General features: G+C 61.3%; 16 protein-coding genes. 2 read left to right on the top strand and 14 right to left on the bottom strand.

The genetic code is table 11. The features are described from left to right. Nucleotides 1-345 (bottom strand): TetR/AcrR family transcriptional regulator (locus LH464_RS14615; protein WP_226787131.1); only part of this gene is annotated, 345 nt, incomplete at its 3' end. 81 nt (nt 346-426) lie between these two features. Here LH464_RS14615 and LH464_RS14610 point away from each other — a divergent pair. Further along, nucleotides 427-852 (top strand): VOC family protein, encoded by a 426-nt coding sequence (locus LH464_RS14610; RefSeq protein WP_226787130.1) that lies wholly within the window; start codon nt 427-429, stop codon nt 850-852. 52 nt (nt 853-904) lie between these two features. On the opposite strand, the gene recQ is transcribed toward LH464_RS14610, so the two are convergent. From recQ to LH464_RS14545, 13 genes are all read right to left on the bottom strand, one after another. Continuing rightward, nucleotides 905-2,764 (bottom strand): DNA helicase RecQ, encoded by a 1,860-nt coding sequence (recQ, locus tag LH464_RS14605; RefSeq protein ID WP_226787129.1) that lies wholly within the window; start codon nt 2,762-2,764, stop codon nt 905-907. An 85-nt stretch (nt 2,765-2,849) separates the two neighbouring features. After that, nucleotides 2,850-3,584 carry a sulfate transporter family protein gene (locus LH464_RS14600; protein ID WP_226787128.1) on the bottom strand — a complete coding sequence of 245 codons (735 nt, stop codon included), beginning with the start codon at nt 3,582-3,584 and terminating at the stop codon, nt 2,850-2,852. 69 nt (nt 3,585-3,653) lie between these two features. Continuing rightward, the gene (locus LH464_RS14595) at nt 3,654-4,037 is read right to left on the bottom strand and encodes a YciI family protein (RefSeq protein ID WP_226787127.1); all 384 of its coding nucleotides are present in this window, start codon (nt 4,035-4,037) and stop codon (nt 3,654-3,656) included. A 41-nt stretch (nt 4,038-4,078) separates the two neighbouring features. Next, the gene (locus LH464_RS14590) at nt 4,079-5,659 is read right to left on the bottom strand and encodes an FGGY-family carbohydrate kinase (protein ID WP_226787126.1); all 1,581 of its coding nucleotides are present in this window, start codon (nt 5,657-5,659) and stop codon (nt 4,079-4,081) included. 52 nt (nt 5,660-5,711) lie between these two features. Then, a complete protein-coding gene (locus tag LH464_RS14585; protein ID WP_226787125.1) occupies nt 5,712-6,419 on the bottom strand; it encodes an HAD family hydrolase in 708 nt (235 codons plus the stop codon). A 16-nt stretch (nt 6,420-6,435) separates the two neighbouring features. Continuing rightward, the gene (locus tag LH464_RS14580) at nt 6,436-7,917 is read right to left on the bottom strand and encodes a mannitol dehydrogenase family protein (RefSeq protein WP_226787124.1); all 1,482 of its coding nucleotides are present in this window, start codon (nt 7,915-7,917) and stop codon (nt 6,436-6,438) included. Nucleotides 7,918-7,937: 20 nt separating this feature from the next. Beyond that, nucleotides 7,938-8,936: an ABC transporter ATP-binding protein gene (locus LH464_RS14575; RefSeq protein ID WP_226787123.1), complete on the bottom strand. Its 999-nt coding sequence runs from the start codon at nt 8,934-8,936 to the stop codon at nt 7,938-7,940. 10 nt (nt 8,937-8,946) lie between these two features. Continuing rightward, complete coding sequence (locus LH464_RS14570; RefSeq protein ID WP_226787122.1) at nt 8,947-9,771, bottom strand: carbohydrate ABC transporter permease; 825 nt, start codon at nt 9,769-9,771, stop codon at nt 8,947-8,949. A gap of 10 nt (nt 9,772-9,781) precedes the next feature. Continuing rightward, nucleotides 9,782-10,654, bottom strand: coding sequence for a carbohydrate ABC transporter permease (locus tag LH464_RS14565; RefSeq protein WP_226787121.1), 873 nt, complete (start codon nt 10,652-10,654; stop codon nt 9,782-9,784). 135 nt (nt 10,655-10,789) lie between these two features. Beyond that, complete coding sequence (locus LH464_RS14560) at nt 10,790-12,103, bottom strand: ABC transporter substrate-binding protein (RefSeq protein ID WP_226787120.1); 1,314 nt, start codon at nt 12,101-12,103, stop codon at nt 10,790-10,792. 143 nt (nt 12,104-12,246) lie between these two features. After that, the gene (locus LH464_RS14555; protein WP_226787119.1) at nt 12,247-13,200 is read right to left on the bottom strand and encodes a sugar-binding transcriptional regulator; all 954 of its coding nucleotides are present in this window, start codon (nt 13,198-13,200) and stop codon (nt 12,247-12,249) included. 79 nt (nt 13,201-13,279) lie between these two features. Continuing rightward, on the bottom strand, nt 13,280-15,127 hold the full coding sequence (locus tag LH464_RS14550) for an ABC transporter ATP-binding protein (RefSeq protein WP_226787118.1): 1,848 nt from the start codon (nt 15,125-15,127) through the stop codon (nt 13,280-13,282). 29 nt (nt 15,128-15,156) lie between these two features. Further along, nucleotides 15,157-16,320, bottom strand: coding sequence for a M20 aminoacylase family protein (locus LH464_RS14545; protein WP_226787117.1), 1,164 nt, complete (start codon nt 16,318-16,320; stop codon nt 15,157-15,159). Between the two features lie 321 nt (nt 16,321-16,641). Between LH464_RS14545 and LH464_RS14540 the strand changes: the two genes are divergently transcribed. Beyond that, a complete protein-coding gene (locus LH464_RS14540; protein ID WP_226787116.1) occupies nt 16,642-18,351 on the top strand; it encodes a peptide ABC transporter substrate-binding protein in 1,710 nt (569 codons plus the stop codon). The last annotated feature ends 94 nt before the right edge of the window (nt 18,352-18,445 follow it).

The raw sequence follows: 18,445 nt of genomic DNA, 5'->3' as shown, positions 1-18,445 counted from the left end.
AAGCGCCGGCGCTTCTCGCAGCAGGAGCTTCGTCCGTCCGGGCACGGCCATCGCATCGAAATACGCCGACGCACCCTTTAGCAACGCGTCGCGCGCCGACGCGGCATTGGCGGACCTGGCCTCGATACCCTCCGCTACCACGACAGCCTCCCGCAGCACGACTGCCTCGAACAATGCCCGCTTGTCGTGGAAATGGTGGTAAAGCGCACCCCGCGTCACCTGTGCCCGCGCAACAATTTCCGGGGTGGAAGTCTCCGCGTATCCGCGCTCGACAAAAAGCGATCGCGCTGCATCCATAAGGGCGGTGCGGGTTGCCTCCGTGCCTTCCGGCGTATTTCTTGCCATGCGACCTCTTTACATACAAACAGAATGTATCATTATATAAATACAGAATGAATGTATCCTGTTTCTTGAAGGGGAAAAAGCATGAAAGCTACCAGCTACTATCCCGTCATCATGACCGATGCGGTGGAGCAGACCGCCAGCTTCTATGTCGAGCATTTCGGTTTCGAACCGCTGTTCGAGACGGACTGGTATGTCCATCTGCAATCGAAGGAGAGCCCGACAGTGACGCTCGCCATCCTCGACGGCAGCCACGAGACGATCCCGCAGGCGGGACGCGGCAAGGTGTCCGGCCTGTTGTTGAACTTCGAGGTGGAGGATGTCGATGCAGTTTACGGGCGTCTTAAGTCTGCAGGTCTGCCGATCCTGCTCGATATCCGCGACGAAGATTTCGGCCAGCGCCATTTCATCACCACCGACCCGAACGGCGTGCTGATCGACATCATCAAGCCGATACCGCCGAGCGCGGAATTCGCCGCAATGTACGAGGCCTCGGCGCTGCCGACCTGAGTTGTGCACGCCCTGAATATGGAGCGGCGGCGTGGGCCTGACCCCTCGTCGCCTATCCCTCGTGCGTACGAATAGCCTCGATAAAATCGTCGCCGTAGCGTTCGAGCTTCGACTGGCCGACACCAGAGATAGCGAGCAGCGCCTCGTGGCTCGTCGGCCGGTTGGTGGCGAAGGCAACAAGCGTGGTATCCGGAAACACGACGTAGGGCGGCACTTCGAGCGACTTGGCGATTTCCAGCCGGACGCGGCGTAGCGCCTCGAACAGCACCAGATCGTCGCCTGCAAGCAGTGCGCGGCTGCCGGCAGCGGCAGAGGAGCCCGATCTCGATGCCTTGCCGGCCTTCGGGCGATCCTTGCGGAAGCGCACCTCGCGCTCACGCTTGAAGACGGAACGCGCATCCTCGCCGAGCTTCAGAGCGCCGAAGGCTTCATGATCGACACTGACGAGGCCGGCCGCGAGGAGCTGGCGATAAACGGACTGCCACGTCTTTTGCGGCAGGTCCTTGCCTGCGCCGAAGACCGGCATGTCGACATGGCCGAAGCGGCTCGTCTTGTCGTTCTCGTTGCCCAGCAGGACATCGATCAGATGGCCGGTGCCGAACCTCTCCCCGGTGCGGTAAATGGCGGCCAGCGCCTTGATCGCAGCCTCGGTGCCGTCCCATGTCTCGACGGGTTTCAGGCAGGTATCACAATTGCCGCAGCCGCCCTGATGCGCCTCGCCGAAATGCGCCAGAATGGCCTGCCGCCGGCAACCCGCGGTCTCGCAGATCGCCAGAAGCGCGTTCAGCTTGGCGCGCTCGACGCGCTTGATGTCGTCGCCCGAATTGCCGCTGTCGATCATCCGGCCGCGCTGGATGACATCGGCCATCCCGTAGGCCATCCAGACCTCCGACGGCAATCCGTCGCGGCCGGCACGCCCGGTCTCCTGATAATAGGCCTCGACCGAGCCCGGCAGATCGAGATGGGCGACATAGCGCACGTTCGGCTTGTCTATGCCCATGCCGAAGGCAACAGTGGCGACGAGGCAGAGATCCTCTTCGCGCAGGAAAGCGTCCTGGTTGGCATCCCGGACGGCGCGATCCATGCCGGCGTGGTAGGCGAGCGCGTTGATGCCCTGCGCGTTCAGCCATTCGGCCGTTTCCTCCACCTTGGCGCGGGACAGGCAATAGACGATGCCGCTCGATCCCGTGTGGCGAGAGAGAAAACGCAGCAACTGCTGGCGCGGCTGGTCACGCTCGACCAGCTCATAGGCGATATTGGGCCGGTCGAACGAAGTGGTGAACACCTCGGCCGAGCGCAGCGCCAGCCGGTCGATGATATCCTCGCGGGTGTGCGGATCGGCCGTGGCCGTCAACGCCACCCGTGGCACGCCGGGATACATCTCCGCGAGATGGCCGAGTTCGCGGTATTCCGGCCGGAAATCATGCCCCCACTGAGAAACACAATGCGCCTCGTCGATGGCAAAGAGCGCGATCCGCAGCGATCCGATCATGGACCTGAAGCCGGGCGTCACGATCCGCTCGGGCGTAACGTAGAGAAGATCGAGCTCTCCCTCGGCAAGCGCGCGACGGATGGCGGCGAACTCCTCCGGGGAATTCGAGGAATTGAGCGCAGCGGCACGCACTCCGAGCTGTTTCAGCGCTTCCACCTGGTCACGCATGAGCGCGATCAGCGGCGACACCACGATGCCGACACCATCCCGGCAAAGCGCCGGGATCTGGAAACACAGCGATTTGCCCGCGCCGGTCGGAAACAGAACGACCGCGTCACCCCCCGCTATGACCCGCTCGACCACCCCTGCCTGCTTGCCCCGGAATGCATCGTATCCATAGATCTGCCGCAGTACCTTCAGCGGATCGTTTGAGCGCTCGGCATTGAACAACGGCGCGGTGATGTTACCGGATTGCGGCATAAGACGGCTTTCGTGGAAGGGAATGTCCCGTTCTCCCATAGCTGACCCGACCGTTGCAAGGGATCAGGGCCGAGCAATCAACAGATCATCGATCCGCAGCGGCCGGCACGATCTGGAATGCCGGGTCGCGGCGGGAAACTTTCTTGTGCAGATGCACCATGAGCCCCGCCGCAAAGAGCGGTGTCAGCAGGTTGACGATCGGGATGGCCAGAAAGCCGGCGATCAGCAGGCCCGCGAGAAACACCGTGGTGTGGTGCTTGGACCGGAAGGCCCGCGCCTCCTGCGGCGACCGGAAACGCATGGCCGCAAATTCGAAGAATTCCCGTCCGAGCAGGTAGCCGTTCACCATGAAGAAGGCGATCAGGTTGACGCCCGGAATGAAGAGCAGCAGCAGGGCGATGATGTTGCCAACGATAACGACGCCGAGGAATTTGATGGAACCGGCGATCGCCTGCCCGAACGGCAATGCCGTTCCGGGCGGATCGTTGGGGTAATCCCGCTTCTCCACCACCTCGGCAACGTCATCGAGAAACAGACCGGCGATCAGCGCGGTAATCGGTGCAATCAGCAGAGCCAGCGCCAGCGCCAATCCGATGCCGGCGAAGATCGCGGCCACGAATGTAAGCCATCCGGCCCAATCCGGCACGTCCGGAAGGTACATGCCGAACCATGGCCAGAGAACGGAGACGAACGTCTGCCGCAACGCCAGCCACAAGCCGACGAGCACGAGGATCGTAAGCCCCAGCACCTTCCAGAAAACGGAACGCGTTTCCGGCGCGAAGAGGTTCCCAAGGGAAAGGCGAGCAGCTTCAATGATCATGGAAGGTCTCCGGTTGTCGCGGAGATGTAGGTTTTCCCAACGGGCGGGGCAAGCTCCTGACCAAGCCCGCTAATTCTGCGCACCGGTTTCCAGGGACGCTCCCGGCAGGTAGAGAGAGATCGGTCTGATCTCATAGACAGCTGTCGGGTTGGCACGGCGAAGGTCGCGCGCCGCTGCGATAGCAGCGTCGATATCGGGGAAATCCACGACATAAAACCCGAGCAGTTGTTCCTTCGTCTCGGCAAAGGGTCCATCGACGACCATGCCTTCACCTTTACCACGCAAGGTCACGGCCTGTTGCGTGGAACCGAGGCGAGCGGCCGGTCCCAGCGACTTTTCCCGGACGAGGCGGTCGTTGATCTCAAGCAGTTCGGCCATAAGCGCCGCATCTTCCTCCTCACTCCAGGATTCGACAATTCCCTCCGCATGATAGGCCAGAATAGCGTAGTACATGGATCGCTCTCCCACAGGTGCCGCGTCGATGCAGCGGCCAGCTAGACGATGCTGTGTAACTCGTCCCGGTGCCGCACCATTGCCAGGAACCGGCGGTAGTCGCGGTCATATTGCCCGGCCCAGAGGGTGTCCGGCAACTGTACGCGACCGTCGGCAGCCATTGCGCGTCCGGCCGCAACCAGCGTCGGATGGATACCGCCGGCCGCAGCGGCGGTCATTGCGGTGCCGAGAAGCACGGCATCCTCTGTCTGCGGAATGACGACCTTGCAGCCCGTCACGTCCGCGTAGAGCTCGAGAAGGAGCGGATTGTGCACGTGACCGCCCGCGACGTGCAAGGTCTCGAACCGGTACCCGTACCCTTCCATCGTCTCCAGGATATGCCTGATGCCAAGCGCGATCGCCACACAGGTGCGCCAGTAGAGACGGCAAAGACCGTCGAACGAGCTATCTAGCGTCAGGCCGCTGATGACCCCGGTCGCTTCAGGGTCGGCAAGCGGCGAGCGGTTGCCGTGGAAATCCGGCAGGACATGAAGGTGGGCTGCAAGGCCATCCGCCTGCTCCGCCCGCAGCTCGTTGACCCGGCCGACAATCCGACGGATCAGCTCGGCGGTCGGCTCACCACCGCTGGCGTGCATGCGGACGATATGATCGAGCAGCGCGCCGGTTGCCGACTGTCCGCCCTCGACCAGCCAGCGGCCCGGCAGTACCGCCTCGTAATAGGGTCCCCAGAGGCTGCGACCGGGCTTGGGCTCCGAAGGGAAGGAGACGATACAGCTCGACGTGCCACCGATCAGCGCAACGGCACGCTCCAGTTCCGGTCCTTCGCTCATGCCACCCAGCACTCCGAATGCGCCGGCATAGGCATCGATGAGACCCGCGGACACACGGCATCCGGTATCGAGTCCGAGATCGCGAGCAGCGGCAGTCGTCAGGTGGCCGACGCTTTCACCGACGCGAGCGGTTTTCTCCGAGAGGCTTCCACGTTCAAGCAGGTCCTCCAGACCGGCAAGCGACAGGAAATCCGCCTGCCAGCTCGGGTTCTCGTGGGCCAGGTAATTCCATTTCGCTGCCAGCGTGCAGCGGGATCGGGCAGACGAGCCCGTCGCCTTCCATGTCATGAAATCGGCAAGGTCGAAGAAGTACCCGGCGCGCTGCCACGTCTGCGGCAGGTGCCGCTTCAGCCACATCAGCTTGGGCATTTCCATTTCGGGAGACAGGGAGCAGCCTGAGAAGGTGAGAGCATGGTGGCCACTGGCCGAAAGTTCGCCCGCCTCACAGATGGCACGGTGATCAAGCCAGACGATCGTGTCGAAGCGCTTGTCACCACCGGTCGAGACCGTGATCTGCGCGCCATCAATATCGCGCACGACAAGCGAACAGGTGGCATCGAAGCCAATCGCCGCGATCCGCTCGGGCCCCAGGCCCGCCGCGCTCATGGCATCGCGCACGGCCGCGCAGGCAGCACGCCAGATATCCTCTGAATCATGTTCCGCGTGGTTTTCCCGGGGACGCTGCATCGCGATGGGATGCTTGGCCTTCGCCAGCGATCGCCCTTCCCGGTCGAAGACACCGGCGCGGGCGCTTGCCGTGCCGATATCGACCGCAACGACGTGATCACGCATCAGGATCTGTTCCCTGCCCCATCGGGATTCCGTTCAACGCACCCTGTCGCGCCTATACTGCGCTTTGGGGAAGACGTCCTCCGGGACCCTCCATATGTTTGCGGACAAGGTGTATCAATTCCGGCATCGCGTCAAACACGGCATCGGGCACGAGAGCGGTGACCCTGTCGCGATAACCGGGCACGCCGGAATGCGAGCCTCCGACAAAGGCGAAGACAGTCATACCCGCCCGTTTCGCCGCTTCGATGCCCGCCGGGCTATCCTCGATGACGATGCAGGCAGAGGGATCCGCGCCCATCTCTTCCGCCGCATGGAGGAACAGGTCCGGCGCGGGCTTTCCCCTGGAAACCATGGTGGCGCTGAATATATGCGGCTCAAGACGGTCGAGCAGGCCCGTCAGCGAGAGAGACAGGCGGATGCGTTCCGGTTGGCTGGACGAGGCAACACATCGCGGCCAATCCATCGCGTCCAGGGTTTCGGCGATTCCGGCGACAGGCTTCAGTTCCTGGCGAAACCTGTCGTAAAGGTCATGGCGCAGGTCGTTAAGAAAGGCGGCGTCGATGCTGTGATCGTAGTCGTCATGCAGGATTTGCGCGACAGTAGAGAGACTGCGGCCAAGAAACCTCGCATACGCCTGCGTCTCGTCGATCGCGACGCCCTTGCGATTGAGCTGTTCCACCAGCACCTTGACGGACAGGGGCTCGCTATCGACGAGGACCCCGTCGCAATCGAAGATCACCAGTGGTTGCGCCCTTACCACCACAAGCCCTACCCCGTCATTTGACCAGCGTGTTCTGCAGATAGAGTTCCAGCGTCTTCGCCGTTCCCTCGCTCCAGAGCGTTCGCAGTGCATGCGAGAACCGTCCGCGGAACAGCTCCGACTTCGCTACCTCGCCGAAAATCTCATCGAAGACAAGGAAGGCATCCGGTTTGTCCCTGGCCTTTTTCGCGGCCGCTTGCAGCCGGTCGGCGCTCGTATCGTTGAAGGTGATCGGCTGGCCGCTGTCGGTCGTTCCCTCGAAGTAGCGGCACCACAGTGCGGACACGAGGGAGAGCCCGACAATGTCCTTGCCCTGCGCCAATCGGTCGGCCGTGGACGGCAGGATGAACTTCGGCTGCCGGTTCGAGCCATCCTGCGCCAGCCGCGGAATGGTGTCGCCGATCTTCGGGTTGGCGAAGCGCCGCGCGATCAGATCATAATATTCGTTCAGGTCGGTGTCCGGCACCGGAGGGACAATCGGGATGATCTCTTCCTTTTCCAGCTTCTCCAGGAATGCCCTGATCAGCGGGTTCTCCATCGCCTCGTGAACGAAGTGGATGTCGAGCAGGGCTGCGGGATAGGCGATGGCCGCATGTCCGCCGTTGAGGATGCGGATCTTCATATGCTCATAGGGTGCGACGTCCGCCACGAACTGGACGCCGACCTCTTCCAGCGCCGGTCGGCCGAGAGGAAACTTGTCCTCCATCACCCACTGCTTGAACTCTTCACAGAAGACCGGCCAGCTGTCCTCTATGCCGAACGTGTCACGCAGGAAGCCGATCTCGCGCTGGCCGGTGGCGGGCGTGATGCGGTCGACCATGGAGTTGGGAAACGCGACATTGGCGGCGATCCAGTCCGCGAACGCCGGATCGGACAGCGTTGCCAGTCCGACCACGGCATTTTCCGTCACCTCGCCGTTTCCGGGAATGTTGTCGCAGGACATGATGGTGAAGGGTGGAATTCCCTTCGCCTTGCGCCGCTTCAGCCCGGCAACGATCAGGCCGAAGACCGTCTTTGGCCGATCCGGGTTCTGGCCGTCGTTGAAGATCGCGGGATGTCCCGGATTGAAGACCCCCGCGGCATCGACGAAATAGCCGCCCTCGGTGATGGTCATGGAGACGATGCGGATGCGCGGATCGGCAAGCGCCGCGATGATCGTCTCCGTATCGCCCGGCGCGATGATGTCGATCATCGGCGCCGTGACGCGCGCCGCGGTCCGGTTGTTGTCCTGTTCCACGACCGTCGTCAGGAAGTCCTGAGAAGCGAGCTTCTCGCGCATGACGGTATCGGACGGCATGACGCCCGCGCCGATGATCGCCCAGTCATGATCGTGTCCCTTGTTGAACAGATCGTCGAGGTAGACTGCCTGGTGCGCTCTATGAAAGTTGCCGACACCGAAATGCAGGATTCCCGGAGACAGCATGATCGGATCGTAGGCGGGCACGGCTGCGGTATGGGCAATCTCGCCAAGCGCGGTGGAGGAAAGTTTCACAGTCATGGGATTACTCCACGCCGACCTCAGATGGCCAGGCCTTGTTCATTGAAGCGGTGCAGCTTCGTCTCGTTCGGCGTCAGGAAGATCCGGTCGCCGTGACGTGCACCGAACTCTCCGTCGCAGCGCGCGTTGATGTGTCCTATCCCGTCGACATCGAGGTGCAGGAAGGTGTCGGATCCAAGATGTTCGGCAACCTTCACGGTGCCACTCCACAAACCGCTGTCACGCGACAGCGTGAAGTGTTCCGGACGTATGCCGACCGTCTTGGCACCCTTCGAACGAGCGTAATCGTCCTCGATCAGGTTCATCTTCGGCGAACCGATGAAGCCGGCGACGAAAATGTTGCGCGGCCTGGAATAGAGATCCAGCGGCGAACCGACCTGCTCGATATTGCCGCGGTTCAGCACGACGATCTTGTCGGCCATGGTCATGGCCTCCACCTGATCGTGGGTGACGTAGACCATCGTCGTCTTCAACTGATGGTGCAACTGGGTGATCTCGAGCCTCATGGTCCCGCGCAACGCCGCATCGAGGTTCGACAGCGGTTCGTCGAACAGGAAGGCTGAAGGTTCACGGACGATCGCCCTACCGATCGCTACGCGCTGGCGCTGGCCGCCCGAAAGCTGGGACGGACGGCGCTCCAGATAATCGGTGAGGTTAAGGACGCGGGCGGCATCGGTGACCTTCTGGTCGATCGCCGCCTTGTCGACCTTCGCCATCTTCAACGGGAAGGCGATATTATTGCGCACGCTCATATGCGGATAGAGGGCGTAGGACTGGAACACCATGGCCAGTCCGCGCTGTGCCGGCGCGTTGTCGGTCACATCTTTGCCGTCGATCATGATCTTGCCGCCGCTCACATCCTCGAGCCCGGCGATGAGGCGCAGCAGCGTGGACTTTCCGCAACCCGAGGGACCGACGAAGACGACGAACTCGCCATCAACGATTTCGAGGTCGATCGACGGGATGACCTTCGCTTCGCCGAAGGACTTCGAGACCTTGTTGAGCGTAATGCTGCCCATCATCGTTTCCTTACTTAACCGCGCCGAAGGTGAGGCCGCGAACGAGTTGCTTTTGGCTGAACCAGCCGAGAATGAGGATTGGCGCGATCGCCATGGTGGAGGCAGCCGACAGCTTCGCCCAGAACAGCCCCTGCGGACTGGAGAAGGAGGCGATGAAGGCCGTCAGCGGCGCCGCGGTTGTGGTGGTGAGGCGGATCGTCCAGAAGCTTTCGTTCCAGGCGAGAATGATGTTGAGGAGAAGCGTCGAGGCGATGCCCGGGACAGCCATTGGCGTCAGCACATACACGATCTCCTGCCAGAGCCCTGCCCCGTCCATCCGTGCCGCCTCCAGGATCTCGCCCGGAATTTCGCGGAAATAGGTGTAGAGCATCCACACGACGATCGGCAGGTTGATCAACGTCAGCATGACGGTGAGACCGATATGGGTGTCGAGCAGTCCGAAGTCGCGGAACATCAGGTAGATCGGCACGAGAACGGCAACCGCCGGCATCATCTTCGTGGACAGCATCCACATCAGCACATCCTTGGTGCGCTTGGTCGGCGAGAAGGCCATGGCCCAGGCGGCAGGAATGGCGATGATGAGCGCTAGGATCGTCGAACCGACGGCAAGGATCACCGAGTTCATGAACGGGCGGATGTAGTCGTTACGCGTCTGGACGGTGATGTAGTTCTCAAAAGTGCCCGACGGGATCAGGCTGAAGCCGGCAATCGCTTCCGGCTCCGTCTTTAAGCTGGTAATTATCGTGTAGAGGATCGGGAAGAAGATCAGGAAGGCAACCAGCCAGGCGGCGATGGTTGCAATGACCTTATGTTGTCTGGTGACTACGCGCGCCATGATGTCCCCCTTATCTGTCGAGGTTCTTGCCAACCGCCCGCATCAGGAAGATGGCGACGATGTTGGCGAGGATGACGGCGATGATGCCGCCCGCAGACGCACCGCCGACATCGTAGCCGAGAAGCGCGGTGCGATAGATCAGGAATGCCAGGTTGGTCGACGCATAGCCCGGGCCGCCATTGGTGGTGACGAGGATTTCCGCATAGACCCCAAGCAGGAAGATCGTCTGGATCAGGATGACGACCGTGATGGCGCGGGCAAGATGCGGCAGCGTCAGGTAGATGAAGCGTGAGAATGCGCTCGCGCCGTCCATTTCCGCAGCTTCCTTCTGCTCGCTGTCGAGCGACTGCAGCGCGGTCAGGAGGATCAGCGTGGCGAACGGCAGCCATTGCCAGGCAACGATGATGACGATCGACAGCAATGGATACTGGGCGAACCAGTCCACCGGTCTGAAGCCGAACAGCCGGCTGATATCGGCGAACACCCCGTAGCTCGGGTGCATGATCATATTCTTCCACACCAGTGCCGCGACCGGGGGCATGACGAAGAATGGCGAGATGACCAGGATGCGGACGATGCCCTGTCCGAAGATCGGCTGATCGAGGAGAAGCGCGATCCCGATACCACCGATAACGGTGATGAGCAGCACGCCGCCGACGATGACCAGCGTGTTCCAGATCGACTGGAAGAAGGCCGGATCGCTGTAGAAATACTGGTAGTTGAACAGTCCGGCGAAGCTGACATTCCCCGGATTGAGCAGGTTGTAGTTCTGGAACGAGAACCACAGGGTCATCGACAATGGCACGATCATCCAGACCAGAAGCAGGATGACGGAGGGCGCCATCATGAAACGGGCCAAAGCTCTGGTGTTTTGCGTTGCCATCTTCGCGCTCCCTCAGGATCGCCGCAACCGCTTGCCACAGCAAACGGGGCCGGCTTTATCACGTCGGTAGAAAAACGGTTGGGGGAGAACCCGCCCGGGCAAATGGCCGGGCAGGTTCGTGTGCTCGGGAGGAGCTTACTTGATGTAGCCGGCGCGCGTCATTTCGCGCACGGTGGCGGACTGGGCCTGGGCGAGTGCATCGTCCACAGAGGACTGACCGGCAACCACCGCCGAGAACAGCTGTCCGACATTGGTGCCGATCGCCTGGAATTCAGGGATCGCCACGAACTGGCCGCCCGTATAGGGGACCGGCTTCACCGATGGCTTGGTGATGTCGGCAGCCTGCATCGCGGCCAGTGTCGGTTCTGCAAACGGCGCAGCCTTCTTGTATTCCTCGTTCTCGTAGAGCGAGGTGCGCGTACCCGGAGGAACGTTTGCCCAGCCTTCCTTGGAAGCGACTAGCTCGGTGTATTCCTTGCTGGTCGCCCAGGCGATGAACTTCTGCGCAGCTTCGGCGTTCTTCGAGCTTGCCGGGATGGCGAGGTTCCAGGACCACAGCCAGTGACCGTGGTTGTCTACGCCTTCCTTCGAGGGGAAGAGCGCATAACCGACCTTGTCAGCAACGGTCGAATCCTTCGGGTTGGAGACGAACGACGCCGCAACCGTGGCGTCCATCCACATGCCGCACTTGCCCTGCTGGAAGAGCGTCAGGTTCTCGTTGAAACCGTTGGAGGAAGCACCGGCCGGACCGGCATCCTTCATCAGGTCGACGTAGAACTGGAGAGCTTCCTTCCATTCCGGCTGATCGAACTGCGGCTGCCAGTTTTCGTCGAACCACCGTCCGCCGAAGGAGTTGTTCAGCGCGGTGACGAAGGCCATGTTCTCGCCCCAGCCAGCCTTGCCGCGCAGGCAGATGCCGTTGATATCCGCGTTTCGGTCGGTGATCTTGCGAGCCGCGTCGGCAATGAACTCCCAGGTCGGGCTTTCCGGCATCTTGAGTCCGGCCTTTTCGAAGAGGTCGGTGCGATACATGATCATCGCGGATTCGCCATAGAAGGGCGCCGCGTAAAGTTTGCCATCGACCGAGAGACCGCCTCGGATCGCCGGCAGCAGGTCGTCCACGTCGTAGCCGTCACCGAGCGCGTTGAGCTCGGCCAACCATCCCTGCTTTGCCCAGATCGGCACTTCGTAGTTGCCGATGGTCAGAATGTCGTATTGGCCACCGCCGGTGGCGATGTCCGTGGTGACGCGCTCACGGAGCACGTTTTCTTCAAGCGTAACCCACTCGATCTGGATATCCGGATTCTTCGCGGTGAAATCCTCGGTCAGACCCTGCATGCGGATCATGTCGCCGTTGTTGACGGTGGCGATTGTGAGGGTTTCGGCCAAAACCGGGCCGGAAAGAACGAGGGCTGAGCAGGCGCCCAGCAAAATTGTCTTCAATGTCATATCTTCCTCCCAGAAGATGGAAAACGAGCATTCGCTTTGCCCATGGGCAATTACTCACCTTCAGCTAGAGCAAGTCAACTGGAATTCATCGCTGCATCGCAACGAAAACATTCAAACGATTGATTTGGAATGCGAAATTTTACTCAGTGACGGAGCAGATATTCGGCGGTCGCTTCGTCTGTAATGAGCGCATTGAGCAATCCGCCGCGCAGAGCGGCTGAAATTGCCGTAAGTTTGCGCTGTCCCTGAGCCAATCCGATCACGCAGGATGTCTCCCTCGAGGGGATTGGAACGCTCGCGACGCGGTCATTGATGGAATTCTGCAACAGCTTTCCATCCCGGTCGAATATCCAGCCGCAGATTTCGCCGGCGGCACCGCCTTCGACAAGCTTTATCATCTCGTCCTTCGCGAGAAATCCGTCGACGCAGAGCGGGCCTTCCGGACCGAGTTCGCCGATACCGACGAAGGTGACATCGGCCGTGGCGCCGAGAGCCAGCGTCGAGCGCACCAGCGCCTGCTCATGGAGCGTGTCGCGCTCTTCGGCCGACGAGCACAGCACCGGCAGCGGCATGGGAAAATGGCGAGACTTGATGGCATCCGCCATCGAGAAGATGACGTTGTAGAAGGCGGCCGAACCGTCGGGACCGATGTTGCCGGTGAGCGAGACAATGCGATGCTGCGGGCATTCCATGGGCGGCAACTGATCGACCGCGGCCTTGAGCGTCCGACCTGTGCCGACAGCCAGGACAATCGGTTCGGGCCTTTTCAGCCAGCGTTCTATTTCCGCCGCCGCCGCTTCGGCAATACCGACAGTCGTCGAGCCTCCCGCGGGATCGCTCGGCACCACCTCGACCTGGCGAAGGCCATATTTCTTCTGCAGGGCATCGGCGAGTTCAAGACAGGCCGCGATGGGATGATCCAGGCGAACCTTGATCAACCGCTCGGAAACCGCCAGCGAAACGAGCCGTTGTGCCGACTGCCGCGAAATCCCCATGGCGGCGGCAATCTCGTCCTGCGTACGGCCCGCGACATAGTAGAGCCAGCCGGCGCGCGCCGCGTCGTCAAGTCGCGCCTGGGAATCGGACCGTTTCGCCATGAGAAATCCTCCGGCGCCGTTGCTGCCATGTTTCCCAATCACCTGTCAAACGACAGGCGGGGAACGGATGCCGGAGGGATCAGTTGACCTGGACCAGGTGGCCCTCGGAAACCTGCCGGTAGTGCCGGGCCGGCGGCACATAGTCGACAGGCCGGATGGGGCTCCTGATCTCGTCGGTCGACATGTTGCGCTTGAGCCCGCGCCGTGCGGGATCGGGGATCGGGACCGCAGCCATCAGCTTTTTCGTGTAAGGATGCTGCGGATTTTCAAACACCGCGGCACGCGGCCCGATCTCCACGATTTCACCCAGATACATCACCGCCACGCGATGGCTGACGCACTCCACAACCGCCATGTCATGGCTGATGAAGAGATAGGCGAGCTTCAGGCTCTGCTGCAGGTCGAGCAACAGGTTGCAGACCTGGGCCTTGATCGACACATCCAAAGCCGAGACGGCCTCGTCCGCGACGATGACTTTGGGATCGAGCATCAGCGCCCTGGCGATCGCAATACGCTGCCGCTGCCCTCCGGAAAACTCGTGCGGGAAGCGTCGCATCATGTCCACCGACAGGCCAACCTTCTCCAGAAGGTCGGCGGCCTTTTCACGCGCCTGTTTCCGGCTTCCCAGATCGTGCTCCAGATAAGGCTCCATCACCGCAGAGCCGATGCTCATGCGCGGATTGAGCGAGGCATAAGGATCCTGGAAGACCATCTGGATGGACCGGCGCATGGTCCGCAATGCCTGCTTGTCGAGGCGCATCACGTCGTGGCCGTCAATCATCACATCGCCGCTCGTCGGCGTGACCAGCCGCGTGATCGAACGGCCGGTGGTGGACTTGCCGCAACCGGATTCGCCCACCAGCGAAAGCGTCTCTCCCTCGAAAAGGTCGAAGGACACCTTCTCCACCGCATGGACGGCACCAGTCTTGCGGCCGAAGAGACCGGTATGGATATCGAAGCGCGTGGTGAGATCCTTGACCTGCAGGATCGGCGTCTTTCTCTTCGCCACGGTGTCCGTGACGTCGATCTGGATCTGCTGCTCACCGGTTTTCACGTCGATCAGCGCAAAGCGTTGCGGCAATGCGCGCTGCACCATCGAGCCGAGCCTCGGCACCGCCGACAGCAGCGCCCGCGTATAGGGATGCCTGCCGTGATGGAAGATATCCTCGGTGCGCCCCGTTTCCACCGCCTCGCCACGGAACATGACGATAGTGCGGCTGGCAACCTCCGCGACGACCCCTATGTCGTGCGTGATGAAGAGGACCGACATGCCGTCCTCTTCCTGCAGCGTCTTGATGAGGTCGAGGATCTGTCCCTGGATCGTGACATCAAGCGCGGTGGTCGGCTCGTCGGCGATCAGAAGTTTTGGCTTGGAGGCGAGCGCCATGGCGATCATCACGCGCTGTCGCATCCCGCCGGAAAACTGGTGCGGGTATTCGTCGAAACGATTGCCGGCATTCGGAATGCGGACCTTCTCGAGCAGCCGGATGACCTCCGCCCTGGCCTCCGCCTTCGAAATGTCCTTGTGGACGGTGAGCGCCTCCGCGATCTGTTTGCCGATCGGGAAAATCGGATTGAGCGACGTCATCGGCTCCTGGAAGATCATCGAGATGTCGTTGCCACGCACCTGCCGCATCTGCTCGTCCGGGAGCGTCAGCAGCTCACGGCCGGCAAGCTTCACGCTCCCTTCGATGCGGCTCGAATTTTTCTGCAAGAGCCGCATGATGGAGAGTGACGTGACGCTCTTTCCGGAACCTGATTCTCCGACGATTGCCACCGTCTCCCGGGGTGCGATATCGAAGGATACATCGCGGACAACCGGCCTCCACTCATCCCCCACCTTGAAGGAGGTTGTCAGGTTTCGAACTGAAAGCACGGGCTGGGTTACACCACCCGCCTCGTCCGGTCCCGTTCCGGAAATCAACATGGACTTCTCCCTCTTTTCGGATCGAGATGTCAGGCGGCGAGAGCGGTCTCGGCCAATGTGACCCAGTAGCTGATGCCGTAAGGCAAAGCCTCGTCATTGAAGTCATAAGCAGGATTGTGGAGGCTTGCGGTGTCGCCGTTGCCGATGAAAATGAAGGCGCCCGGCCGGCGTTCCAGCATGTAGGAAAAATCTTCCGCTCCCATATGGGGCGCCATGCCCATGTCGACGGAGTTCGGGCCGCCGATCCGGCCCGCGACACCCGCGGCGAAATCGGTTTCGGCATCATGGTTGAAGGTGACGGGGTAGCCGCGCCGGTACATCACGTCGGCCGCCGCGCCATGCGCCAGAGCCGTCGCCTGAACCAGTTCCTTGAGCCGCTTTTCGGCAAAATCCCGGGTTTCCGGCAAAAGGGTGCGGACAGTGCCGGACATCTTCACCGTGTCGGGAATGACGTTGTTGGCGCCACCGCCATGAATGGAAGCTACCGTGACGACCAGCGATTTCAGCGGGTCGGTTTCCCGCGAGACGATCGACTGCAAACCAACCACGATATATCCCGCCGCCAACACGGGATCGATCGACAGATGCGGTTGGGCCGCGTGACTGCCACGACCGGCGACGGTGATCTCGAACGTGTCGGCAGCCGCCATGACGGAGCCCTTGCGGATGGCAAACTGGCCGAGCGGCAGCCCCGGTGCATTGTGCATCCCGTAGACTTCTCGGATGTCGTATTTCTCGAGGAAGCCGTCCTCGATCATCGCCAACGCACCCGCCCCACCCTCTTCCGCGGGCTGGAAAATAACGGCCACGGACCCTTTGAAATTCCGCGTCTCGGCAAGGTGCTGCGCTGCCCCGAGCAGCATGGCGGTGTGGCCGTCATGACCGCAGGAGTGCGCTTTCCCCGATGTCCGGGAAGCCCAGGGCTTGCCGCTCGTTTCAACGATCGGCAGCGCATCCATGTCCGCACGGAAACCCACCACCGGACCGCCCCCCTGACGTCCCTTGATGAGGCCGACAACACCGGTTCGGCCTATACCAGTCTCCACCACGTCGCATCCGAACGACCGCAGCTTGTCGGCGACGAAGGCAGCCGTCTCATGCACGTCGTACAGGATTTCCGGGTTCTCGTGCAGGTGGCGCCTCCACCCTGCAACCTCCTCCTGCATTTCGGCGGCACGGTTGAGTACTGGCATGCATTCACCTCGTCGTTTTTATGAATTCCCACTCTGTCAGGCGGGATATTGCGACGCCATTATCAGATTTTGCAAGCTTCAATTTTCGCGCTTGAACGAAAAATAGGCCTATGCTTAGATGGCTCAAAATTTGGTCAGGCACAACTGGGAGTGCTGAGCCAGAACTGTGGCCGAACGCCTGTATTCAAGGAGGATCGAAAGAGAGTCTTCTGCGAAATCAATACAATACGAGATAGCCCTTCGCAGAATCTGCCTTGCCGCCCGACAAAATATTCCGAGGTAAGAAACAACCTTAACGAGAATAACAAGGGGAACAGCAGCATGAAGAAATTGAATATCCTGCTTGCAGGTACAGTGGCTTGCGTGGCTCTTTCAAGCTCACTCGCACATGCCGAACGGGGCGCCGACGGCGACCTGAAAATCCTGTTCTGGCAAGCCGTTTCGACCATGAACCCGTATCTTTCGGGCGGCACGAAGGAGGCCCTCGCCTCGTCGATCGTCATAGAGCCGCTGGCGCGCTACAACGAAAAGGGCGAACTCGTACCCTGGCTAGCGACAGAACTCCCTACGCACGAGAACGGCGGCATCGCCCAGGATATGCTCAGCATGACCTGGAAGCTGAAGCCTGATGTCAAATGGTCCGATGGCTCAGCGTTTACTGCCGAGGACGTCATCTTCACCTGGAAGTATTGCACCGCGCCGGATGGCGGTTGTGCCCAGGCAGCTCAGTATGAGGGCGTCAAGAACGTCGAGGCAATCGACCCGCACACGGTCAAGATCACCTTCGAAGAGCCGAAACCTTACCCCTACAGCGCATTTGTCGGCGCCCAGTCGCCGATCATCCAGGCTGCCCAGTTCAAGGATTGCCTCGGCGCCAAGGCGCCGGGCTGCACAGCAGCGAACTTCGCCCCGGTCGGCACCGGCGCCTTTGTCGTCAAGGACTTCAAGGCGAATGACGTGGTGACGTTCGAAGCCAATCCGAACTATCGCGACGCAGCAAAGCCCGCCTTCGCATCCATCAGCCTCAAGGGTGGCGGCGATGCTCCGTCGGCGGCGCGCGCCGTGCTCGAGACCGGCGAATACGATTACGCCTGGAACACGATGGTGGAGCCGGAAATCCTGGAAAGCATGCTGGCGGCCGGCAAGGGAAGGCTGGAATCCTCGTTCGGCACCCAGGTCGAGCGTATCAATCTCAACCACTACAATGCCGACCCGGCCCTTGGCGACAAGCGTTCCACCAAGGAGGCGGGGCCGCATCCATCGCTTACCGACCCGGCAGTTCGCCGAGCCCTGGCCCTTGCCATTGATCGCGACATCATTGTCGAGGCCGGTTTTGGCGAAGCCGGACGCCCCACCTGCAATATCGTTCCCGCCCCCGAGGTGGTCGCCTCGACCAAGAACGACAGCTGGTGCCTGGCGTCGGATATCGAGGGTGCGAACAAGCTGCTTGACGATGCGGGCTGGTTGCCGGGTCCCGACGGCATCCGCGCCAAGGACGGCGTGCGCCTTTCCTTCCTCTACACGACGTCCACCAACTCCGTGCGTCAGGCCACGCAGGAACTGGTAAAGGCCATGTGGGCGGAAATCGGCGTGGATGCCGAACTGCGCAATGCCAGCGCCTCGGTCTTCTTCGGCGGCGATCCGGCAAGTCCGGACACCTTCCAGAAGTTCTATGCAGACGTCGAAATGTACACCAACAACTTCGACGGCACGGATCCGGAAAAGTACCTTGCCGAATGGCTGTGCGACAAGGTCCCCTCACCGGAGAATGGCTGGCAGGGACAGAACATTCCGCGCTACTGCAACCCGGAATTCGACAAGCTCCTCGGCGAACTCTCCAAGACCGCCGATATCGAAAAGCGCAATGAACTCGCCAAGCAGCTCAACGACATGCTGACCGAGGAAGGCGCACACATCCCGCTCGTCCATCGCGGCGATCTCTCCGCCTTCGCCGCCTCGCTCGATGGAATTCTCATGAACTCCTGGGACTCCCAGATCTGGAACATCGCCGACTGGCATCGCAAGAAATAATGGTGGCTGCCGGGTCTGGTCCCTGGGTTGAGCGCCCGGACCCGGCAAACCCTTTTCTCCGCGCTGGCGCGTCGCCCGGATCTGCCCGGCGATG

The sequence above is a fragment of the Pseudorhizobium xiangyangii genome (genome assembly GCF_020531965.1).
GTDB classification, from domain to species: domain Bacteria; phylum Pseudomonadota; class Alphaproteobacteria; order Rhizobiales; family Rhizobiaceae; genus Neorhizobium; species Neorhizobium xiangyangii.
The sequence above is the reverse complement of the archived record's forward strand: the minus strand, read 5'-3'. Positions and strand labels throughout refer to the sequence as shown.

Coding starts and splice junctions, on each gene's coding strand:
- LH464_RS14610 (WP_226787130.1), top strand. CDS start 427: ATGAAAGCTACCAGCTACTATCCCGTCATCATGACCGATGCGGTGGAG.
- recQ (WP_226787129.1), bottom strand. CDS start 2,764: ATGCCGCAATCCGGTAACATCACCGCGCCGTTGTTCAATGCCGAGCGC.
- LH464_RS14600 (WP_226787128.1), bottom strand. CDS start 3,584: ATGATCATTGAAGCTGCTCGCCTTTCCCTTGGGAACCTCTTCGCGCCG.
- LH464_RS14595 (WP_226787127.1), bottom strand. CDS start 4,037: ATGTACTACGCTATTCTGGCCTATCATGCGGAGGGAATTGTCGAATCC.
- LH464_RS14590 (WP_226787126.1), bottom strand. CDS start 5,659: ATGCGTGATCACGTCGTTGCGGTCGATATCGGCACGGCAAGCGCCCGC.
- LH464_RS14580 (WP_226787124.1), bottom strand. CDS start 7,917: ATGACTGTGAAACTTTCCTCCACCGCGCTTGGCGAGATTGCCCATACC.
- LH464_RS14575 (WP_226787123.1), bottom strand. CDS start 8,936: ATGGGCAGCATTACGCTCAACAAGGTCTCGAAGTCCTTCGGCGAAGCG.
- LH464_RS14570 (WP_226787122.1), bottom strand. CDS start 9,771: ATGGCGCGCGTAGTCACCAGACAACATAAGGTCATTGCAACCATCGCC.
- LH464_RS14565 (WP_226787121.1), bottom strand. CDS start 10,654: ATGGCAACGCAAAACACCAGAGCTTTGGCCCGTTTCATGATGGCGCCC.
- LH464_RS14560 (WP_226787120.1), bottom strand. CDS start 12,103: ATGACATTGAAGACAATTTTGCTGGGCGCCTGCTCAGCCCTCGTTCTT.
- LH464_RS14555 (WP_226787119.1), bottom strand. CDS start 13,200: ATGGCGAAACGGTCCGATTCCCAGGCGCGACTTGACGACGCGGCGCGC.
- LH464_RS14550 (WP_226787118.1), bottom strand. CDS start 15,127: ATGTTGATTTCCGGAACGGGACCGGACGAGGCGGGTGGTGTAACCCAG.
- LH464_RS14545 (WP_226787117.1), bottom strand. CDS start 16,320: ATGCCAGTACTCAACCGTGCCGCCGAAATGCAGGAGGAGGTTGCAGGG.
- LH464_RS14540 (WP_226787116.1), top strand. CDS start 16,642: ATGAAGAAATTGAATATCCTGCTTGCAGGTACAGTGGCTTGCGTGGCT.